This is a genomic window from Noviherbaspirillum sp. UKPF54 (assembly GCF_007874125.1).
Lineage (GTDB): Bacteria > Pseudomonadota > Gammaproteobacteria > Burkholderiales > Burkholderiaceae_D > Noviherbaspirillum.
In genome coordinates this window covers 2,811,245-2,829,319 of the sequence record NZ_CP040128.1, presented here as the reverse complement: position 1 = coordinate 2,829,319, position 18,075 = coordinate 2,811,245, and the positions used below count along the sequence as shown (strand labels likewise).

Sequence of the window (18,075 nt, the reverse complement as noted above, 5' to 3'; positions counted from 1 at the left end):
AATTAGCACTCCACATGCTGCGCACACTTTCCATTCGCGATTTCGTGATCGTCGATTCCCTCGAGCTTGAGTTCGCGCCCGGATTCACTGTCCTCACTGGCGAGACCGGCGCCGGCAAGTCGATCCTGATCGATGCGCTCGCGCTCACGCTGGGCGGGCGCGGCGATGCCAGCGTGGTGCGCGAAGGCGCGGCGAAAGCCGACGTCACCGCCGAATTTTCCACGCATGGGGAAGTCGACGCCTGGCTGGCCGACAATGAATTCGGCAACGACGACGGCGGCGTACTGCTGCGGCGGGTGATCGACAACGCCGGCCGTTCCAAGGCCTTCATCAACGGCATCAGCGCCACCGCGGCGCAATTGCGAGAGCTGGGCGAGATGCTGGTCGATATCCATGGCCAGCACGCCCACCAGTCGCTGCTGAAGGCCGACGCGCAGCGCGTGCTGCTCGACAGCCAGGCCGGCCTGCTGGACGATGCGAAGGCCGTTGCCGCCACCTACAAGGCGTGGCGCGCGCTGGCCAAGCAGCGCGAAGAGTTCGAAGTCAATGCCAGGAATGTCATGCTGGAGCGCGAGCGCCTCGAGTGGCAGGTCGGCGAACTGGAAAAACTGGCGGTCAAGCCGGGCGAGTGGGCCGACATCAGCAACGAGCACAGCCGCCTGTCGCACGCCGCCAGCCTGATCGAGGGCGCGCAGGAAGCGCTCAACGCGATTTCCGAATCCGACAACCCGATGCTGTCGCAACTGTCGGTATTGACGCAAAAGCTGGGCAAGCTGGCCGACGTCGATGCGGCGCTGAAACCGGTGCTCGAAGCGCTGGAGCCGGCGCGTATCCAGCTGCAGGAAGCGGTGTATTCGCTCAACGATTATCTCGGCCGCGTCGAGCTCGATCCGGCGCGCCTGCAGGAAGTGGAGGCGCGCCTGGAAGCCATTCATTCGACCGCGCGCAAGTTCCGTGTCGCGCCCGAAGACTTGCCGCAGGAATGTGCGGCGCTGTCGGCGCAGCTGCGGCAGCTGGCCGACGCCAGCGACCTGGAGGCGATGCGCGCCCAGGAAGACAAGCTCAAGGCCGCCTACATGAGCGCCGCGGAAAAGCTGTCGAAGGCGCGCGCCGCGGCAGCCAGGGCGCTGAGCGATGCGGTGACCGCTGCGATGCAGGACTTGAGCATGGCGGGCGGGCGCTTCGAAGTCGCGCTCAACCGCTGCGAGCCCGCCGGCCATGGGCTGGAACAGGTGGAATTCATGGTGGCGGGCCACGCCGGGACCAGCCCGCGTGCGCTGGCAAAAGTTGCCTCGGGCGGCGAACTGGCGCGCATTTCTCTCGCGATTTCGGTGATCACCTCCAGCGCGACGACCACGCCGACCCTGATTTTCGACGAGGTTGACAGCGGCATCGGCGGCGGCGTCGCGGAAGTGGTGGGGCGCCTGCTGAAAAGACTGGGACAGGACCGGCAGGTATTGTGCGTGACGCACCTGCCGCAGGTGGCGAGCCAGGCGAATCAGCATTTCCAGGTCGCCAAGCGCAACGTCGATGGCCGCACCGTGTCGAGCATCGACCCGCTGGACAGCAAGGCGCGCATCGAAGAGATCGCCCGCATGCTCGGCGGCCTCGAAATTACGGCGACGACGCGCAAGCATGCGCGGGAGTTGCTGGCATCCTGAACCACGCAGGGAGCCTGGCGGCTTCATGATTCGATATTTCCGAAGGAAAGGATAGGCAAGCGCAATGCGTCCCATGCAGGAACCCCAGTATACCCACGGCACCGTGGCCAAGACCGCCATCGTGCTGGTCAATCTCGGCACACCCGATGTGCCGACGGCCTCGGCCGTGCGACGCTACCTGAAGCAATTCCTGTCCGATCCGCGCGTGGTTGAAATCCCCAGGGCAGCCTGGTGGTTCATCCTCAACGGCATCATCCTGCCGCTGCGCTCGCGCAAGTCCGCCGCAAAATATGCGTCGATCTGGACCCGGGAAGGATCGCCGCTCAAGCTGCATACCGAAAAGCAGGCCATGTTGTTGCGCGGCTATCTGGGCGAGCGCGGGCATGACGTGCAGGTCGCCTATGCGATGCGTTACGGGAATCCGTCGCTGCCCGACGTGCTGGAAAAGCTGAAGGCCGAGGGTTGCGACCGCATCCTGATCCTGCCGGCGTATCCCCAGTATTCGGGCACGACCACGGCATCCATCTTCGATGCGGTGTTCGGCCACTATGCAGCGGTCCGGAACATCCCCGAACTGCGCCTGGTGAAGCATTATCACGACCATGAAGCCTATATCCAGGCGCTCAGGAAGTTGGTACTCGCCTACTGGGAGACGCATGGACGCCCGGACCAGCTGGTGATGAGCTTTCACGGCGTGCCGAAGCGGACCCTGATGCTGGGCGATCCATATCATTGCGAGTGTCACAAGACGGCCCGCCTGCTGGCCGCGGAATTGAAGCTGAACCAGGACCAGTACGTCGTGACCTTCCAGTCGCGCTTCGGTAAGGCGGAATGGCTGCAGCCCTATACCGCGCCGACGCTCGTCAAGCTGGCAAAGGCTGGCACGGGGCGCGTCGACGTGCTGTGCCCCGGCTTTACCAGCGATTGCCTGGAAACGCTGGAAGAAATTGCGATGGAAGCCAAACAGGACTTCCTGACCGCCGGCGGCAAGGAATTCCACTACATTCCTTGCCTGAACGAGACGCCCGCATGGATTGCGGCACTGGCCGAAATCGCGGAGCAGCACCTCGTCGGATGGCCCACCTTGCTGACCCCCATGATGCGCGAAGACGCGAAAACGGAGGCGGAAGCCTCGCGCGAACGCGCCAGGTTGCTGGGCGCGAAAAAATAATCGGCATCAGTGTGCATTGGCCGGCACGAATGCCTTCGTCGGGATGGGGCGCTTGCCTTAATACAGCGGAACCAGATTCGCTTGGCAAATCCAGGCTGTGGCGAGCAAGGCGTAGGCGACGATCGACGCCGCGATAAGAGGTAGCCGCATGATGTACTCCTTGCTACAGGGCAATAAAAATTACATACCTGTTAAGTACATCTTAGTTCGTTCCATACAGAACGCGATCCCGGAATGCGTAAAGTGTGTAACAGGAATTTACGTTTTCCGTCGGCCGGCGCCACGCTCGCATCCTGCCAATAAATGCATTATTCCCCTTGAAAAAGAGCGGAATAACCCCATTTGAGGCGATAGTTAACGCTAAGTTATTGATTGCTGGGGGATTTTTTGTGATGCAAGACCAAGAGAAAATGCAGGAGCAAGTTGATCAGGCGCAGGCTGAACAGCTGCAGGGCGAGCAGCCGACCGCGGAGCAGCCGAAGGCCGCGGAAAGCAGTGCCCAGCCGTCGGCCGGGCCTGGTCTGGAAGAGAGGTTGGCCGCTGCCGAAGCCAAGGCGTCGGAAATGCAGGATGCCTATTTGCGGGCCAAGGCCGATGCCGAGAACATCCGCCGCCGCGCCCAGGAAGATATCGCCAAGGCGCACAAGTTCGCGATTGAAAACTTTGCCGAAGCGCTGGTGCCGGTCAAGGATAGCCTGGAAATGGCGCTCAAGCTCGACACGCCGTCCGTCGAGTCGCTGAAGGAGGGCGTGGAGATGACCTTGAAGCAGCTATCCTCCGCGTTCGACCGCAACCGCCTGATCGAAATTAATCCGATGCCCGGCGAGAAGCTGGACCCGATGAAGCATCAGGCGATTTCCATGGTGCCGGCAGAGCAGGACGCCAATACCGTCGTCAACGTGCTGCAAAAGGGGTACACGATCGCTGACCGCCTGTTGCGTCCGGCCTTGGTGACGGTGGCACAGTAAAAATAGAGCGCGAAAGTGCTTGAAACCGGCACTTTGTTCCACATATACAACACATCAGAAATCCAGCTTTTTTAAAGGAACACAAACATGGGCAAGATCATTGGCATTGACTTGGGTACGACCAACTCCTGCGTCGCCATCATGGAAGGCGGCCAGCCGAAGGTCATCGAAAACTCCGAAGGTTCGCGCACCACGCCTTCCGTCGTCGCCTATCAGGATGACGGCGAGATCCTGGTCGGCGCGCCGGCCAAGCGCCAGGCAGTCACCAACCCAAAGAACACGCTGTACGCAGTCAAGCGCCTGATCGGCCGCAAGTTCGACGAGAAGGAAGTGCAGAAGGACATCAACCTGATGCCGTACCAGATCGTCAAGGCCGACAACGGCGACGCCTGGGTGCAGGTGCGCGACAAGAAGCTGGCGGCACAGCAGGTGTCGGCAGAAGTGCTGCGCAAGATGAAGAAGACCGCCGAAGACTATCTCGGCGAGGAAGTGACCGAAGCCGTCATTACCGTTCCTGCCTACTTCAACGACGCACAGCGTCAGGCGACCAAGGACGCCGGCCGCATCGCCGGCCTGGATGTCAAGCGCATCATCAATGAGCCGACCGCGGCTGCCCTGGCATTCGGCCTGGACAAGAGCGGCAAGGGTGACCGCAAGATCGCGGTGTATGACCTGGGCGGCGGCACGTTCGACATCTCGATCATCGAGATCGCCGACGTCGAAGGCGAAATGCAGTTCGAAGTGCTGTCGACCAACGGCGACACCTTCCTGGGCGGCGAAGACTTCGACCAGCGCGTGATCGATTACATCATCGACGAATTTAAGAAGATCAACGGCCTGGACCTGTCCAAGGACGCGATCGCACTGCAGCGCATCAAGGCTTCCGCCGAGCGCGCCAAGATCGAGCTGTCGTCCTCGCAGCAGACCGAGATCAACGAGCCGTACATCGCAATGGCCAACGGCGCCCCGGTGCATCTGAACATGAAGATCACCCGTGCCAAGCTGGAATCGCTGGTCGAGGAACTGATCACGCGCACCATCGAGCCGTGCCGCATCGCCATCAAGGACGCCGGCGTGAAGGTGTCCGACATCCAGGACGTGATCCTGGTCGGCGGCATGACCCGCATGCCGAAGGTGCAGGAAAAGGTGAAGGAATTCTTCGGCCGCGATCCGCGCAAGGACGTCAACCCGGATGAGGCAGTCGCTGTCGGCGCCGCGATCCAGGGCTCCGTGCTGTCGGGCGACCGCAAGGACCTGCTGCTGCTGGACGTGACTCCGCTGTCGCTGGGTATCGAAACCCTGGGTGGCGTGATGACCAAGATGATCCAGAAGAACACCACGATTCCGACCAAGTTCAGCCAGGTGTTCTCGACCGCCGACGACAATCAGCCCGCCGTGACCATCAAGGTGTATCAGGGCGAGCGTGAAATGGCGACCGGCAACAAGCTGCTGGGCGAGTTCAACCTGGAAGGCATTCCGCCGTCGCCGCGCGGCGTGCCGCAGATCGAGGTGACCTTCGACATCGACGCCAACGGCATCCTGCATGTCGGCGCGAAGGACAAGGCATCCGGCAAGGAAAACAAGATCACCATCAAGGCCAACTCCGGTCTATCCGAAGAGGAAATCCAGAAGATGGTGAAGGACGCCGAGCTGTACGCGGACGAGGACAAGAAGCTGAAGGAACTGGCCGACGCCCGCAACCAGGGCGACGCGCTGGTGCACTCGACCCGCAAGGCGCTGACCGAGTACGGCGACAAGCTCGATTCCGGCGAGAAGGAAAAGATCGAAGCATCGATCAAGGACCTGGAAGAAGCCCTCAAGGGCAACGACAAGGCCGACATCGACGCCAAGGTCGCAGCGCTGTCGACCGCGTCGCAGAAGCTCGGCGAGAAGATGTACGCCGACATGCAGGCCCAGCAGGCCGGTGCCGCAGGCGCGGCTGCCGGCGGGGCGGGCGGCGCGGGTGCATCCGAGTCCAAGCCGAAGGAAGAGGACGTCGTCGACGCCGACTTCAAGGAAGTCAAAGACAAGTAACATGCCTGCATCGCGGCATTCGCCGCGATGATCCGCCGAGCCGCTGCGATCGTTATGCGATCCTCGCTCGGCGTTTGTGTTTATGATGCGGCGAGCTGCATTAGGCTGGAATTAATACGGGACAGGATGCCGAGACGATGGCAAAGCGTGACTTTTACGAAATACTGGGCGTAGCGAAAAACGCGTCTGACGACGAGATCAAGAAGGCGTATCGCAAGCTCGCCATGAAATACCATCCGGACCGCAACCCGGATAGCAAAGGTGCGGAAGAGAAGTTCAAGGAAGTCAAGGAGGCTTACGAGATGCTGTCCGATGCGGGCAAGCGCGAAGCCTATGACCGCTACGGCCATGCGGGCGTGGACCCGAACATGGGCGCAGGCGGTTTCGGTGCGGGCGCCGGCGGCTTCGGCGGCTTTTCCGATGCGTTCGGCGACATCTTCGGCGATATCTTCGGACAGAGCGCGCGCGGCGGACGCGGCGGGCCACAGGTGTACCGCGGCGCCGATTTGCGCTACAACCTCGAGATCACGCTGGAACAGGCGGCGCACGGCTTCGACACGACCATCCGAGTGCCGTCCTGGAACGAATGCGAAACCTGCCATGGCTCCGGCGCCAAGCCCGGTACCTCGCCAACCACCTGCGGCACCTGCGGCGGACACGGCCAGGTGCGCATGCAGCAGGGCTTCTTCAGCATCCAGCAGACCTGCCCGAAGTGCCACGGCACCGGCAAGATCATTCCGACGCCCTGCGCCTCGTGCAGCGGCACCGGGCGCATCAAGAAGAACAAGACGCTGGAAGTCAAGATCCCGGCCGGCATCGACGACGGCATGCGCATCCGCTCCTCTGGCAACGGGGAACCGGGCATGAACGGCGGCCCGCCGGGCGACCTGTATGTCGAGGTGCGCATCAAGCCTCATCCGGTGTTCCAGCGCGAAGGCGACGACCTGCATTGCGAAATCCCGATTTCGTTCGCGAAGGCGGCGCTGGGCGGCGAGGTGGAAGTACCGACCCTGAACGGCAAGGCATCCTTCACGCTTCCCGAGGGGACGCAGTCCGGCAAGACTTTCCGCCTGCGCAGCAAGGGCATCAAGGGCGTGCGTTCGGGTTACGCCGGCGATCTGTTCTGCCACGTGGTGGTCGAGACGCCGGTCAAGCTGACCGACCGCCAGAAGGAATTGCTGCAGGAATTCGAGCAGCTGACCACGGCGGGCGGCTCCAAGCACAGCCCGCACAGCAAATCCTGGAAGGACAAGGTCAAGGAATTTTTCGAGTAACCATCGAACCGCGACGGCTCCGATGGAATGAAAAGGCCGCGGCCCGTAAGGGCGGCGGCCTTTTTACTTTCGGGATGCCGGCTGAAAGTTATTCATGCCCGGTCAATGACGCCCGGATTCTATAGAATTGCGGGCGGTGGCATTGCTGTTGGATACGGCATTTGCCGGGAGGCTTTTTTACGGATCAAAGAATATGAGTGAGCAAAGCAAAGACAGCGCAATGCTGGAGCAACTGTTCCAGAATAACCGCGAATGGGCAGCATCCATGGTGGCGCAGGATGCCGGCTTCTTTAAAAAACTCGCTGCCCAGCAGTCGCCCGAATACCTGTGGATCGGCTGCGCCGACAGCCGCGTGCCGGCCAACGAAATCGTCAATCTGCTGCCCGGTGAGCTGTTTGTCCATCGCAATATCGCCAATGTCGTGGTGCATACCGACCTGAACTGTCTGTCGGTACTGCAGTTCGCCATCGACGTCCTCGGCGTCAAGCACGTGATCGTGTGCGGGCATTACGGCTGCTCCGGCGTGCATGCGGCACTGGCGCGCCGCCGCATCGGCCTGGCCGACAACTGGTTGCGCCATGTACAGGATGTGCACAGCAAGCACGAGCGCTATCTGGGCGAGACGTTGCCAACCGCGCTCAAGCAGGATCGTCTGTGCGAGCTGAATGTGCTGGAGCAGGTGGTGAACGTGTGCCAGACCACGATCGTGCAGGATGCGTGGGAGCGTGGCCAGGCGCTAACCATCCACAGCTGGATTTACGGCTTGAAGGACGGCATGCTGACCGACCTCGGGCTTACGGTAAGCAATGCGGAGGAACTGGCCGTCAAGCTGCCGGAATGTTTTGCTCGCTATGAGTGATTTGACGGCGTGCGCGAAGCGCGGCGCCCCGCGCGGGGCGCCGCCAAACTTTAGAAACAGTGCTCCGGGCCCGGGAACGATTTTTCCTTGACCTCGGCGACGTAGGCGCGCACGGCAGCCTCGATGCTGCTCCTGCCTTCCATGAAATTCTTCACGAAGCGCGCCTTGCGCCCGGGGAAAACGGCGAGCATGTCGTGCATGACCAGCACCTGGCCGGCACAGTCCGGGCCGGCGCCGATGCCGATGGTCGGGATCGTCAGCAGCTCGGTGACTTCCTTGCCCAGCGTGGAAGGAATCGCTTCCAGCACGACCAGCGCTGCGCCAGCCGCCTGCAGTGCCAGCGCATCGGCCTTCAGCTGGTCCGCTGCTTCCACGGTTTTTCCCTGTACCTTGTAGCCGCCGAACTGGTGCACCGATTGCGGCGTCAGCCCGATGTGGGCGCATACCGGGATCGCGCGCTCAGTCAGGAAGCGCACGGTCTCCGCCAGCCAGGCGCCGCCTTCGAGCTTGACCATCTGGGCGCCAGCCTGCATCAGCTTGACGGCGTTTCTGAAGGCGTCTTCCCTGGTTGCGTAGCTGCCGAACGGCATGTCAGCGACGAGAAACGCCGTCTGGTTACCGCGCGCCACGCTCGCCGTGTGATAGGCGATGTCGTCGAGCGTCACCGGCAAGGTCGAATCGTGCCCCTGGCACACCATGCCAAGCGAATCGCCGATCAGCAGCACTTCCACGCCGCAGCGGTCCATCAGCGCAGCGAAGCTGGCGTCGTAACAGGTGAGCATCGCGATTTTTTCACCGCTGTTGCGCATCGCTTGTAGCGATGTCACGGTGACTGCCTTGGTGCGAATCGTTGGTTCGCTTTCTTGCAAATATCCCGCCATGGTCATTCCCCAAGATTAAAAAATTCCCGCCTGCCGCGCATGTTGCCGATATGGTTCAGCAGTAAGGTGAAGTCGTCGTCGCGCTCGATCGGGTTCAAGTGCTCGGTATTGACGATCAGCAGCGGCGAGGCGTCGTAATGATAAAAGAAACGGCTGTAACTTTCACACAGCCGGTACAGGTATACCTCGGACAGGCCGGATTCCATTGAAACGCCGCGCTTCCTGATGCGCTCTATCAGGGTTTCCGGCTGCGCCTGCAGATAGATCACCAGGTCGGGTACCGTGCCCTGCGGGCGCAACTGGGCATACAGTTGCTGGTACAGGTTCAGCTCGTCGTCGTCCAGCGTCAGGCTGGCGAAGAGCGGATCCTTGTCGAGCAGGAAATCCGACACGAGGCGCGCGCCGAACAGGTCGGTCTGCGCCAGGTCGCGCAACTGGTTGATGCGCTGGAACAGGAAGAACATCTGGGTCGGCAGCGCGTAGCGTGCCGCATCGCGGTAAAACCGTTCGAGGAACGGGTTTTCCTGGGGCTGCTCCAGCAGCGCCTGCGCCTGCAGGTTTTCGGCCAGCTTTTTCGCCAGCGTGGTCTTGCCCACGCCGATCGGGCCTTCGACCACCACATACCGATATTTATCGAGGCTCATGTTCGGAAAATGAAATAGACGGCGCCCACCAGGCACAGGCCGGCCCAGACGTAATCGAGCTTGAACGGCTGGTTCATGTAGATCATCGCGAACGGCACGAACACGGCCAGTGTAATCGCTTCCTGCATGATCTTCAGCTGCGCCAGGCTTAGCTGCGTGTAGCCGATGCGATTGGCCGGCACCTGCAGCAGGTATTCGAACAGCGCGATCGACCAGCTCACCAGGGCGGCGATCCACCACGCCTTTCCGGCCAGGTTTTTCAGATGGCCGTACCACGCGACCGTCATGAACACGTTGGACAGGGTCAGCAAGCCGACCGTTTGATAGACGACTGGGATTTGCATGAATCAGATTTTCTGGATTGCCTGTCCGGCCACGGACGGCACGAAGGCGTGGGCCGGGCCCTGGCCAGGGATGGTGAGAAACGGGTCGAGCTGCAGCAGCGGAATCAGTACGAACGCGCGCTGCGTCATGCGCGGATGCGGGATCTGCAGCGCGGGGGACGAGATGACTTGCGTGCCGTACAGCAGGATGTCGAGATCGAGCGTGCGCGGCGCGTTCCGGAAAGGCCGCTCGCGGCCGAAGTCCTGCTCGATGGCTTGCAGTTCCTGCAGCAGCTGCTCGGGTGTGAGCTGCGTGTCAATGCATGCCACCGCGTTGATGTAGTCATCGCCGCCCGCGTCGACCGGGGCGGTGCGAAACAGGCTCGACTGTGCCGCCAGCCGGGTGCCATTCAATTGTCCCAGGCGCGCGATGGCGCGTTCCACCTGCGCTTGCGCATCGCCCAGGTTGGAGCCGATGCCGATGTAGCAGGCGCTCACGCTCATGTGTTGCTGCTCTCGGCCGGGGCGCCCGTGGAGGCGTCCTTGTGCTTGCTGCGCCCGCTGCGGCGGCGGCGCTTTTTCGGCGCGTGGCTTTCGCCTTCCGACCTGATCTTTTTCGCCAGCAGTTCTTCGCGGGCGGCGCCGTCGCCATTGATGAAGGCGGTCCACCATTCGCCGACTTCCGCGTCGATTTCACCCGAGGCGCAGCGCAGCAGCAGGAAGTCGTAGCCGGCGCGCAGCCGCACGTGCTCCAGCAGCTTGTACGGCGACTTGCCGGAGCGCCGCTCGAAGCGCGGCTGCATGGCCCAGATGTCGCGCATGTCGGACGCGATCTTGCGCTGCAGCGCCAGCTTCTCGGTCTGGGCGTTGAGCACGTCGTCGGCCGCCAGGTGCAGCGCGGGGATCGGGTATTCGCCGGCAGCCTTGTAGGCGTTCCATTTTTCCAGTACCTGATGCCACAGCAGCGAGGCGAACAGGAAGCCCGGCGATACGGGCTTGCCTTGCTTGACCCGATCGTCGGTGCCTGACAGCGCCAGCGAGACGAATTTCTCGCCTAGCGGCTGCTCCAGCACCACGTCCAATAGCGGCAGCAAGCCGTGATGCAGGCCCTCGTTGCGCAACTGATGCAGGCAGGCCAGCGCATGGCCGGACAGCAGCAGCTTCAGCATCTCGTCGAACACGCGCGCGGCCGGCACGTTGTTGATCAGCGGCGCCATCACCTGGATCGGTGCGCGGGTGGCGGGATCGATGCTGAAGTTCAGCTTGGCGGCAAAGCGCACCACGCGCAACAGGCGCACCGGGTCTTCCCGGAACCGGGCTTCCGGCACGCCGATGATGCGCAGCGTCTTGTTGCGGATGTCGGCGATGCCGTTATGGTAGTCGAGCACGGTCTGGCTGGCCGGGTCGTAGTACATCGCGTTGATGGAGAAGTCGCGCCGCTCCGCGTCTTCATGCTGCTCGCCGAAGGTATTGTCGCGCAATACGCGGCCGTGCTCGTCCTTGGGCGCGCTTTCCGACGAGGCGCCGCGGAAGGTGGTGACTTCGATCAGCTCCTGGCCGAACATCACGTGCACGATCTGGAAGCGCCGGCCGATGATGAAGGCGCGGCGGAACAGGCGCTTGACCTGTTCCGGCGTGGCGTTGGTGGCGACGTCGAAATCCTTCGGCTTGACGCCGAGCAGCAGATCGCGCACCGCGCCGCCGACGACGAACGCCTTGAAGCCGGCTTCCTGCAGGGTTTGCGTGACGCGCACGGCGTTGGGGGAGAGCAGTTGCGGGTTGATGCCGTGTTCCTTTGGCCCGAGGATGACGGGCTGGTTGCGGCTATCCGTCTTTTTGCTGCTGCCGAAAATACGGCGAATGAACTTTTTAATCATCGAATAGCGTGAGGATGGGCCAGCCGTGCGCCTGTGCATGCGCTTTCAGCTTGGCATTGGGATTGGTGGCGATCGGATCGGTGACGGCGGCCAAAAGCGGGATGTCGTTTTGCGAATCGCTATAGAAGTAGCTGCGCGCGAAGCTGTCCAGCGTCCTTCCCTTGTCGGCGAGCCATTGCTGCGTATGGATGACCTTGCCCGGCCCCGACGTGGGAATGCCGCGCAGCTTGCCGGTGATTTCGCCGTCCCCGGTCTCGTCCGGTTCGGCTGCGATCAGGTTGGCGACACCGAACGCCTGCGCGATCGGCGCGGTGACGAACTTGTTGGTGGCGGTGATGATGGCCACCAGGTCGTCGGCATCCTGGTGGCGCTTGACGAGGTCGCGCGCCACCGGGCGGATCGCCGGCTTGATCACTTCATCCATGAATTGCAGTCGCCAGTCGTCGAGCTGCTTGCGCGGAAATTGCGCCAGCGTGCCGAGCGCGAATTCCAGGTATTCCACCGGGTCGAGCGTGCCGGCTTCATATTGCGCGTAAAAGTCGGCATTGCGTTTGGCGAAGGCATCGGCGTCCACGGCGCCGATGCGCACCAGGAACTGGCCCCATTCGTAATCGGAATCGAGCGGCAATAAGGTATGGTCTAGATCGAATAAGGCGAGATTCATTCTTTGGTTTCGAGTTGCAACAAGCTGCGCAGCAGCGGCAGCGTGATCGGACGTTGGGTCTCCAGCGAATATTGGTCGAGCGCGTCGAGCATGGTCGACAAGGATTGCATGTCTCGACGGAAATGTGTGATCAGATAGGGTAACACGCCGGGCGACAGCGATAAACCGCGCGCCTGCGCCGCCTTGGTGAGTGCGGCGATCTTTTCGTCGTCGGTCAGGCCGTGCAGCTGGTAGATCAGGCCCCAGCCCAGCCGCGTGCGCAAGTCTTCGCGCAGCGACAGACCGGCCGGCGGCAGGGCGCCGGCGGTGACCAGCAGACCGCCGTTCTCGCGCACCTGGTTGAACAGGTTGAAGGCCGAGACTTGCGTGTCGGGCGGCAGCTTGTCGCAGTCGTCGATCAGGTAGAGCGTGGTGCGCGCATCGTAAGTAAACGCCTCGTCGGAAGCGTCGGCCGAGACGAGGTGTGCGTTCGGCGTGCCTGCCAGCGCGCGCAGCAGGTGCGTTTTCCCGGCGCCCGATTCGCCCCAGAGATAAACGAAGCGCTCGCGCGGCATGGCGTCGCCCCGCTGCTGGAACTGCCGCAGCAGCTGCAGCAGCTCTTCATTTTGTCCGGTGACGAAGGAATCCAGGGTCGGCGGTTTTTCCGCGCCCAGGTCGAGCAGTAATTGCCTCATGACTGACGATAAAAGCTGCTGTTGAAATAATGAATGCGCACATGCTTGAATGCGACCGCCAGAATGGCGGATGCCGGCAGGGCGAGCAGGACGCCGACGAAGCCGAACAGCTGGCCGAAGGCGAGCAGCGCGAAAATCACGGTCAGCGGATGCAGGCCAATGCGCTCGCCGACCAGGCGCGGCGTCAGGAAAAAGCCTTCGATGACCTGGCCGATGCCGTAGACGGTGGCTACCACCACCAGGCCGTGCAAGCCGTCGAACTGGAGCACGGCGGCGATCAGCGCCAGGATCATGCCCAGGCCGAAGCCGATATAGGGGATGAAGATCAGCAGGCCGGTGATGATCCCGACCGGGAGGGCGACCTCCAGGCCGGCGATGCCGAGCGATACCGAATAATAAATGCACAGCGCCAGCATCACCGCCAGTTGTCCGCGCAGGTATTGCGCCAGCAACTGGTCCACTTCGTGTGCCAGCCCCACCGTCCGCGCGGCCCAGCGGCGCGGAATCATGTTCTCGACCCGCTGCAGGATGGCGTGCCAATCCAACAACAGATAAAACAGTGCAATCGGCACCAGTGCCAGCGTCACGAGCCAGCCCAGCAAGGCAACGCCGCCGACCTTCACCGAGGCGAGCAGCTTGCTCCAGGTTTCATCGCCGCTGGCGCTGAAATACTGTGACAGGATGCGTTTGACGCCGGTGCCGTCCAGGCGCACGTGGATGCCCAGTTCGTGCAGCTTCGGGGCGACGGCCGCGTTGATCTTGGCGAGGAAGCTGGGGATCTGTTCCTGCAGCAGCGGAATTTCCTTTTGTATGACCGGAATCACGATCAGCGCCAGGACCAGCAGGACTGCAAATACCAGCAGGATCACGACCAGCACCGCCAGCTGGCGCGGCAGCGCGAGTTTCTTGACTCCCTTGGTCGACAGCCAGTCGACGACCGGGTTGAGCGCATACGCCATGATGGCGGCGGCCACGAACGGCGCCAGGATAGGCCCTAGTTTTATCAATAAGGCAACCAGTCCGAGCGCGAGCGCAAGCCATAACACCGTCTGTTTTTGCTCGGAACTGAAAGAAAATGGCATGGAAAGGCTGGGGCGATCTGAGCGGTTTGTTAAAATAGCGGTTTGCTTGAACTTTTTCGGTTCAAACTGCCTATTTTACCGCCTCTATCACCGATCACATCATGAGTTCCACTTCCAACGTCTCCCTTTCCTACCGCGACGCCGGTGTTGACATCGACGCAGGCGATGCCTTGGTCGAAGCGATCAAGCCGTTTGCCAAACGCACCATGCGCGAAGGCGTGCTGGGCGGAATCGGCGGATTCGGCGCCCTGTTCGAGGTCAGCAAGAAGTACAAGGAACCGGTGCTGGTATCGGGGACCGACGGCGTCGGCACCAAGCTCAAGCTGGCTTTCCACCTGAACAAGCATGACACGGTCGGCATCGACCTGGTCGCGATGAGCGTCAACGACATCCTGGTGCAGGGCGCCGAACCGCTGTTCTTCCTCGATTATTTCGCCTGCGGCAAGTTGGACGTGGCCTCCGCCACCGACGTCATCAAGGGCGTCGCCAAGGGGTGCGAACTGGCCGGCTGCGCACTGATCGGCGGCGAAACCGCCGAGATGCCCAGCATGTACCCGGATGGCGAATACGACCTGGCCGGCTTCGCGGTCGGCGCGGTCGAAAAATCCAAGATCATCGACGGCAGCAAGATCGTGCCGGGCGACGTGGTGCTGGGTCTGGCGTCTTCCGGCGCGCATTCCAACGGCTACTCGCTGGTGCGCAAGATCATTTCGGTGGCGCAGCCCGACCTGAACGCCGATTTCCATGGCCGCCGTCTGGCCGACGTGCTGCTGGAGCCGACCCGCATCTATGTGAAGCCTCTGCTGGCATTGATGGAAAAGCTGGAAGTCAAAGGCATGGCGCACATCACCGGCGGCGGCCTGGTCGAGAACGTGCCGCGCGTATTGCGCGACAACCTGACGGCCGTTCTGCACCGCGACGCCTGGACTATGCCGCCACTGTTCACCTGGCTGCAGCAGCACGGCGGCGTGGCTGATGATGAAATGCACCGCGTGTTCAACTGCGGCATCGGCATGGTAGTGATCGTCGCGAAGGAAAACGCGGATGCGGCCATTGCGCAGCTGAAAGCGGCAGGCGAAACGGTCAGCCGCATCGGCGAGATCCGCGAGCGTCAAGGAAACGAAGCGCAGACGATCGTCGTTTAAGTTGCCGCACCGTTGAATGAATGGCTGCAAGGGGAAATCCTTGCAGCCATTTTCTTTTGCGCCGGTACTTTTATCGTCCGTTTCGCATACTCAGTGCTGGGAATCGCCGCCGTTCTGCTGCGCCACCGTCTGTGGCGGCGCCGGATGCATGTCGGTGCTGGCGACGCTGTGCGGCGGCGGCACGCGCACCGGCTGGCTGGCCGTGGCGGAAGTCGACAGGGCGTTGGCGGCGGCATCGGGCACCGCGTTCCAGACCGGATCGGACAGGTTCTCGAACACGCTCTTCAATTGCTGCCCCCAGGTGGCGCGGATCATCTGGAAATACCGGTTCTTGTCATCGATCGTCACGAAGCGCGTGACGGCCAGACGCTCGCTTTCGTAGACCAGCAGGTCGAGCGGCAGGCCGACCGAGATGTTCGAGCGCAAGGTCGAATCCATCGAGATCAGGGCGCACTTGGCGGCTTCGTCGAGCGGCGTGGCGGGCGTGATCACGCGGTCGATGATCGGCTTGCCGTATTTCGCCTCGCCGATCTGGAAATAGGTGTTCTCGTTGTGCGCTTCGATGAAATTGCCGGCGGCGTAAACCTGGAACAGGCGGCAGCGTTCGCCCTTGATCTGGCCGCCGAAGATGAGGCTGACATTGAAATCGATGCCGAAGTCGCGCAGGGATTTCGCGTCGCGTTCATATACTGCACGGACGGCTTCGCCCACGATCTGCGCGGCCTCGTACATCGAGTTCGCCGTCCACACGCTCTTGCCGCTGGCCGCGGTACGCTCGCCGATGATCTGACGGATCGATTGTGAAATCGACAGGTTCCCCGAAGTCATCAGGACCATCATGCGATCGCCCGGGTTTTCGTACACCGTCATCTTGCGGAAGGTGCCGACCTGGTCGACGCCGGCGTTGGTGCGCGAATCGGACAGAAATACCAGCCCCGTGTCGAGGCGCATGGCGACGCAGTAAGTCATGATCGCAAAACCGGATGCAAAAGGGGGATTCTACAGGATGGCTGCCGCAGCAAGGCGCGGCTATCCGGCCGGCGCGACGTCGACCTCGACCGCGAGCGATTCGGCGCCGCCGCCGTGCCGCACGCCGCGCACAGGCGCCGCCGACTCGTAGTCGCGCCCGATCGCCAGCCGGCAGTGCGAGTCGTCGGCAAACCTGGCGTGGGTGACATCGATGCTGACCCAGCCGCGGAAATCGGCCTCTTCCACCCACACGTCGACCCATGCATGGCTTTCCGCGTGTGCGGTGTCGCCCGGATCGATATAGCCGGATACGTAGCGGGCGGGGATGCCGTGCACATGGCAGCAGGCGATGAACAGGTGGGCGTGATCCTGGCATACGCCCTGGCCCAGGCGCAAGGCGTCGGCGGCGGCCGTGGTGACGACGGTGGCGCCGCTGCGATAGGCGACCGTGCCGCGGATGGCTTCGGCCAGCCCCAGCAGGTCGGTGCTGCGCGCGCCCGGATGCAGATGCCTGTTTGCGAACTCGGCCAATGCGTCGTCGGCTTGCGCCAGCCGGGTCGGCACCGTAAACACCAGTGGCGACAGGGCGCCGGCGTCTGCCAGCCGGCCGCGGTCGAGCGGCATCACGCTGACCGTGCCGGCCGCAACGATGCGCACTTCGTCGTGCATGCCGGTGATGGTCAGCATGTGGCTTATATTGCCGAAGGCATCGACAAATTCATGGCGCCGGCCGGGCGTGGCGATGTGCCACGACAGCGGACGCTGATGCGCCTCCAGGCGCGGCGACAGGCGCAGCTGCTGGATCGTGTAGGACAGCGGGGCGGTGTAGCGGTACACCGTTTCGTGGCGGATAGTCAGTTGCATGACAGGTTCTTCTACGCCGCCAGCGGCACCAGGAAGTCGCGGCTGACGCGATTGCCGAGTTCGAACATGCGTTCGAGGAATTGCGTCAGGAAGCCGTGCAAGCCGCCCGCGAGGATTTCCTCGATGCTGCCGAACCTGAGTTCTGCAAGCAGCTTGCCGGCAAAGCGTTCGGTGTCGGCGGATACGTCGTTGCGCACCTGCTTCAGGTTGGCCGCCACTTCTTCCACGCAAGCCAGCAGCGAGCGTGGCATGTCGGCGCGCAGGATCAGCAGTTCCGCCACGCGCTGCGGCGTGATCACGTCGCGGTACACCTTGCGGTAATTCTCGAAGCCGGACACCGAGCGCAGCAGCGCCGCCCAATAGTAGAAGTCGCGCTGCAATTCCTCGTCCGGATCGATGTCCGAGTGCGGCGAAGCGGCGGCGCCGTGGAATTTCACGTCGAGGATGCGCGCGGTGTTGTCGGCGCGTTCCAGGTGGGTGCCGAGGCGAATGAAGTAGAACGCTTCATCCCTGAGCATGGTGCCGATGGTGACGCCGCGCGACAGGTGGGAGCGGTACTTGACCCATTCGAAAAATGCGCTCGGATCGCGCTCCAGCTGGCCGGTGTCGAGCTTGCCCTGCAGGTCGAGCCAGGTCGTGTTGTGGGTTTCCCATACTTCGGTGGTGAGCGTGCCGCGCACCGCGCGCGCATTCTCGCGCGCCTGGGTGAGGCATGCCGCAATTGAGGATGGATTGTCGGGATCGCGCACCATGAAGTCGATGACGTCTTTCGCAGTCAGCAAGCCGTACTTGTCGTCGAAGGCGTCCAGCAGTTCGGAAATGCCGAGCATCGCGCGCCAGCCCTGTTCGGCGGCATGCGCCGATTGCGGCAGCAGGGCGGTCTGCACGTTCACATCGAGCATGCGCGCGGTGTTTTCGGCGCGCTCGGTGTAGCGGGCCATCCAGAACAGGTGATCGGCGGTGCGGCTGAGCATGCTATTTCTCC

The 18,075-nt window shown here is 62.5% G+C and carries 18 protein-coding genes; 7 read left to right on the top strand and 11 right to left on the bottom strand.

Annotated features, from left to right (window positions below):
• The first annotated feature begins 14 nt into the window (after nucleotides 1–14).
• The 6 genes from recN to can all read left to right on the top strand — a co-directional run bounded on the left by recN (nucleotide 15) and on the right by can (nucleotide 7,967).
• Entirely contained in the window at nucleotides 15–1,661 is a 1,647-nt protein-coding gene (recN, locus tag FAY22_RS13050; protein WP_146330606.1) for a DNA repair protein RecN, read from the top strand.
• A gap of 64 nt (nucleotides 1,662–1,725) precedes the next feature.
• On the top strand, nucleotides 1,726–2,832 hold the full coding sequence (gene hemH / locus FAY22_RS13045; RefSeq protein ID WP_146330605.1) for a ferrochelatase: 1,107 nt from the start codon (nucleotides 1,726–1,728) through the stop codon (nucleotides 2,830–2,832).
• A 392-nt stretch (nucleotides 2,833–3,224) separates the two neighbouring features.
• Entirely contained in the window at nucleotides 3,225–3,800 is a 576-nt protein-coding gene (gene grpE, locus FAY22_RS13040; protein WP_146330604.1) for a nucleotide exchange factor GrpE, read from the top strand.
• An 87-nt stretch (nucleotides 3,801–3,887) separates the two neighbouring features.
• Nucleotides 3,888–5,834, top strand: a complete 1,947-nt coding sequence (gene dnaK, locus FAY22_RS13035; protein WP_146330603.1) for a molecular chaperone DnaK — start codon at nucleotides 3,888–3,890, stop codon at nucleotides 5,832–5,834.
• A 137-nt stretch (nucleotides 5,835–5,971) separates the two neighbouring features.
• Nucleotides 5,972–7,108, top strand: coding sequence for a molecular chaperone DnaJ (dnaJ, locus tag FAY22_RS13030; protein ID WP_146330602.1), 1,137 nt, complete (start codon nucleotides 5,972–5,974; stop codon nucleotides 7,106–7,108).
• A gap of 193 nt (nucleotides 7,109–7,301) precedes the next feature.
• Nucleotides 7,302–7,967, top strand: a complete 666-nt coding sequence (gene can / locus FAY22_RS13025) for a carbonate dehydratase (protein WP_146330601.1) — start codon at nucleotides 7,302–7,304, stop codon at nucleotides 7,965–7,967.
• 50 nt (nucleotides 7,968–8,017) lie between these two features.
• Here can and panB read toward each other — a convergent pair whose 3' ends face one another.
• The 8 genes from panB to FAY22_RS12985 are packed head-to-tail and all read right to left on the bottom strand — an operon-like array spanning nucleotide 8,018 to nucleotide 14,112.
• Nucleotides 8,018–8,848 carry a 3-methyl-2-oxobutanoate hydroxymethyltransferase gene (gene panB / locus FAY22_RS13020; RefSeq protein ID WP_146330600.1) on the bottom strand — a complete coding sequence of 277 codons (831 nt, stop codon included), beginning with the start codon at nucleotides 8,846–8,848 and terminating at the stop codon, nucleotides 8,018–8,020.
• A 2-nt stretch (nucleotides 8,849–8,850) separates the two neighbouring features.
• Complete coding sequence (locus tag FAY22_RS13015) at nucleotides 8,851–9,492, bottom strand: deoxynucleoside kinase (RefSeq protein ID WP_146330599.1); 642 nt, start codon at nucleotides 9,490–9,492, stop codon at nucleotides 8,851–8,853.
• Nucleotides 9,489–9,836 carry a DMT family protein gene (locus FAY22_RS13010; protein WP_146330598.1) on the bottom strand — a complete coding sequence of 116 codons (348 nt, stop codon included), beginning with the start codon at nucleotides 9,834–9,836 and terminating at the stop codon, nucleotides 9,489–9,491. Before FAY22_RS13010 ends, FAY22_RS13015 begins: the two co-directional genes overlap by 4 nt.
• 3 nt (nucleotides 9,837–9,839) lie before the next feature.
• Nucleotides 9,840–10,319, bottom strand: coding sequence for a 2-amino-4-hydroxy-6-hydroxymethyldihydropteridine diphosphokinase (folK, locus tag FAY22_RS13005; protein WP_146330597.1), 480 nt, complete (start codon nucleotides 10,317–10,319; stop codon nucleotides 9,840–9,842).
• Nucleotides 10,316–11,692 carry a polynucleotide adenylyltransferase PcnB gene (gene pcnB / locus FAY22_RS13000; RefSeq protein WP_146330596.1) on the bottom strand — a complete coding sequence of 459 codons (1,377 nt, stop codon included), beginning with the start codon at nucleotides 11,690–11,692 and terminating at the stop codon, nucleotides 10,316–10,318. Before pcnB ends, folK begins: the two co-directional genes overlap by 4 nt.
• Complete coding sequence (locus FAY22_RS12995; protein ID WP_146330595.1) at nucleotides 11,685–12,356, bottom strand: HAD family phosphatase; 672 nt, start codon at nucleotides 12,354–12,356, stop codon at nucleotides 11,685–11,687. The genes pcnB and FAY22_RS12995 overlap by 8 nt, the downstream gene beginning before the upstream one ends.
• Nucleotides 12,353–13,030, bottom strand: coding sequence for a DnaA regulatory inactivator Hda (gene hda / locus FAY22_RS12990; RefSeq protein WP_146330594.1), 678 nt, complete (start codon nucleotides 13,028–13,030; stop codon nucleotides 12,353–12,355). Before hda ends, FAY22_RS12995 begins: the two co-directional genes overlap by 4 nt.
• Nucleotides 13,027–14,112: an AI-2E family transporter gene (locus tag FAY22_RS12985; RefSeq protein ID WP_146330593.1), complete on the bottom strand. Its 1,086-nt coding sequence runs from the start codon at nucleotides 14,110–14,112 to the stop codon at nucleotides 13,027–13,029. The genes hda and FAY22_RS12985 overlap by 4 nt, the downstream gene beginning before the upstream one ends.
• Nucleotides 14,113–14,213: 101 nt before the next feature.
• On the opposite strand from FAY22_RS12985, the gene purM reads away from it, so the two are divergent.
• Nucleotides 14,214–15,257, top strand: coding sequence for a phosphoribosylformylglycinamidine cyclo-ligase (gene purM, locus FAY22_RS12980; protein WP_146330592.1), 1,044 nt, complete (start codon nucleotides 14,214–14,216; stop codon nucleotides 15,255–15,257).
• Nucleotides 15,258–15,347: 90 nt separating this feature from the next.
• Here the strand turns inward: purM and FAY22_RS12975 are convergent, their stop codons facing one another.
• The 3 genes from FAY22_RS12975 to FAY22_RS12965 are packed head-to-tail and all read right to left on the bottom strand — an operon-like array spanning nucleotide 15,348 to nucleotide 18,064.
• Nucleotides 15,348–16,226: a peptidase gene (locus FAY22_RS12975; RefSeq protein ID WP_146330591.1), complete on the bottom strand. Its 879-nt coding sequence runs from the start codon at nucleotides 16,224–16,226 to the stop codon at nucleotides 15,348–15,350.
• Nucleotides 16,227–16,286: 60 nt separating this feature from the next.
• Nucleotides 16,287–17,090 carry a transglutaminase family protein gene (locus FAY22_RS12970; RefSeq protein ID WP_146330590.1) on the bottom strand — a complete coding sequence of 268 codons (804 nt, stop codon included), beginning with the start codon at nucleotides 17,088–17,090 and terminating at the stop codon, nucleotides 16,287–16,289.
• Nucleotides 17,091–17,101: 11 nt separating this feature from the next.
• On the bottom strand, nucleotides 17,102–18,064 hold the full coding sequence (locus FAY22_RS12965; protein ID WP_146330589.1) for an alpha-E domain-containing protein: 963 nt from the start codon (nucleotides 18,062–18,064) through the stop codon (nucleotides 17,102–17,104).
• Nucleotides 18,065–18,075: the final 11 nt, after the last annotated feature.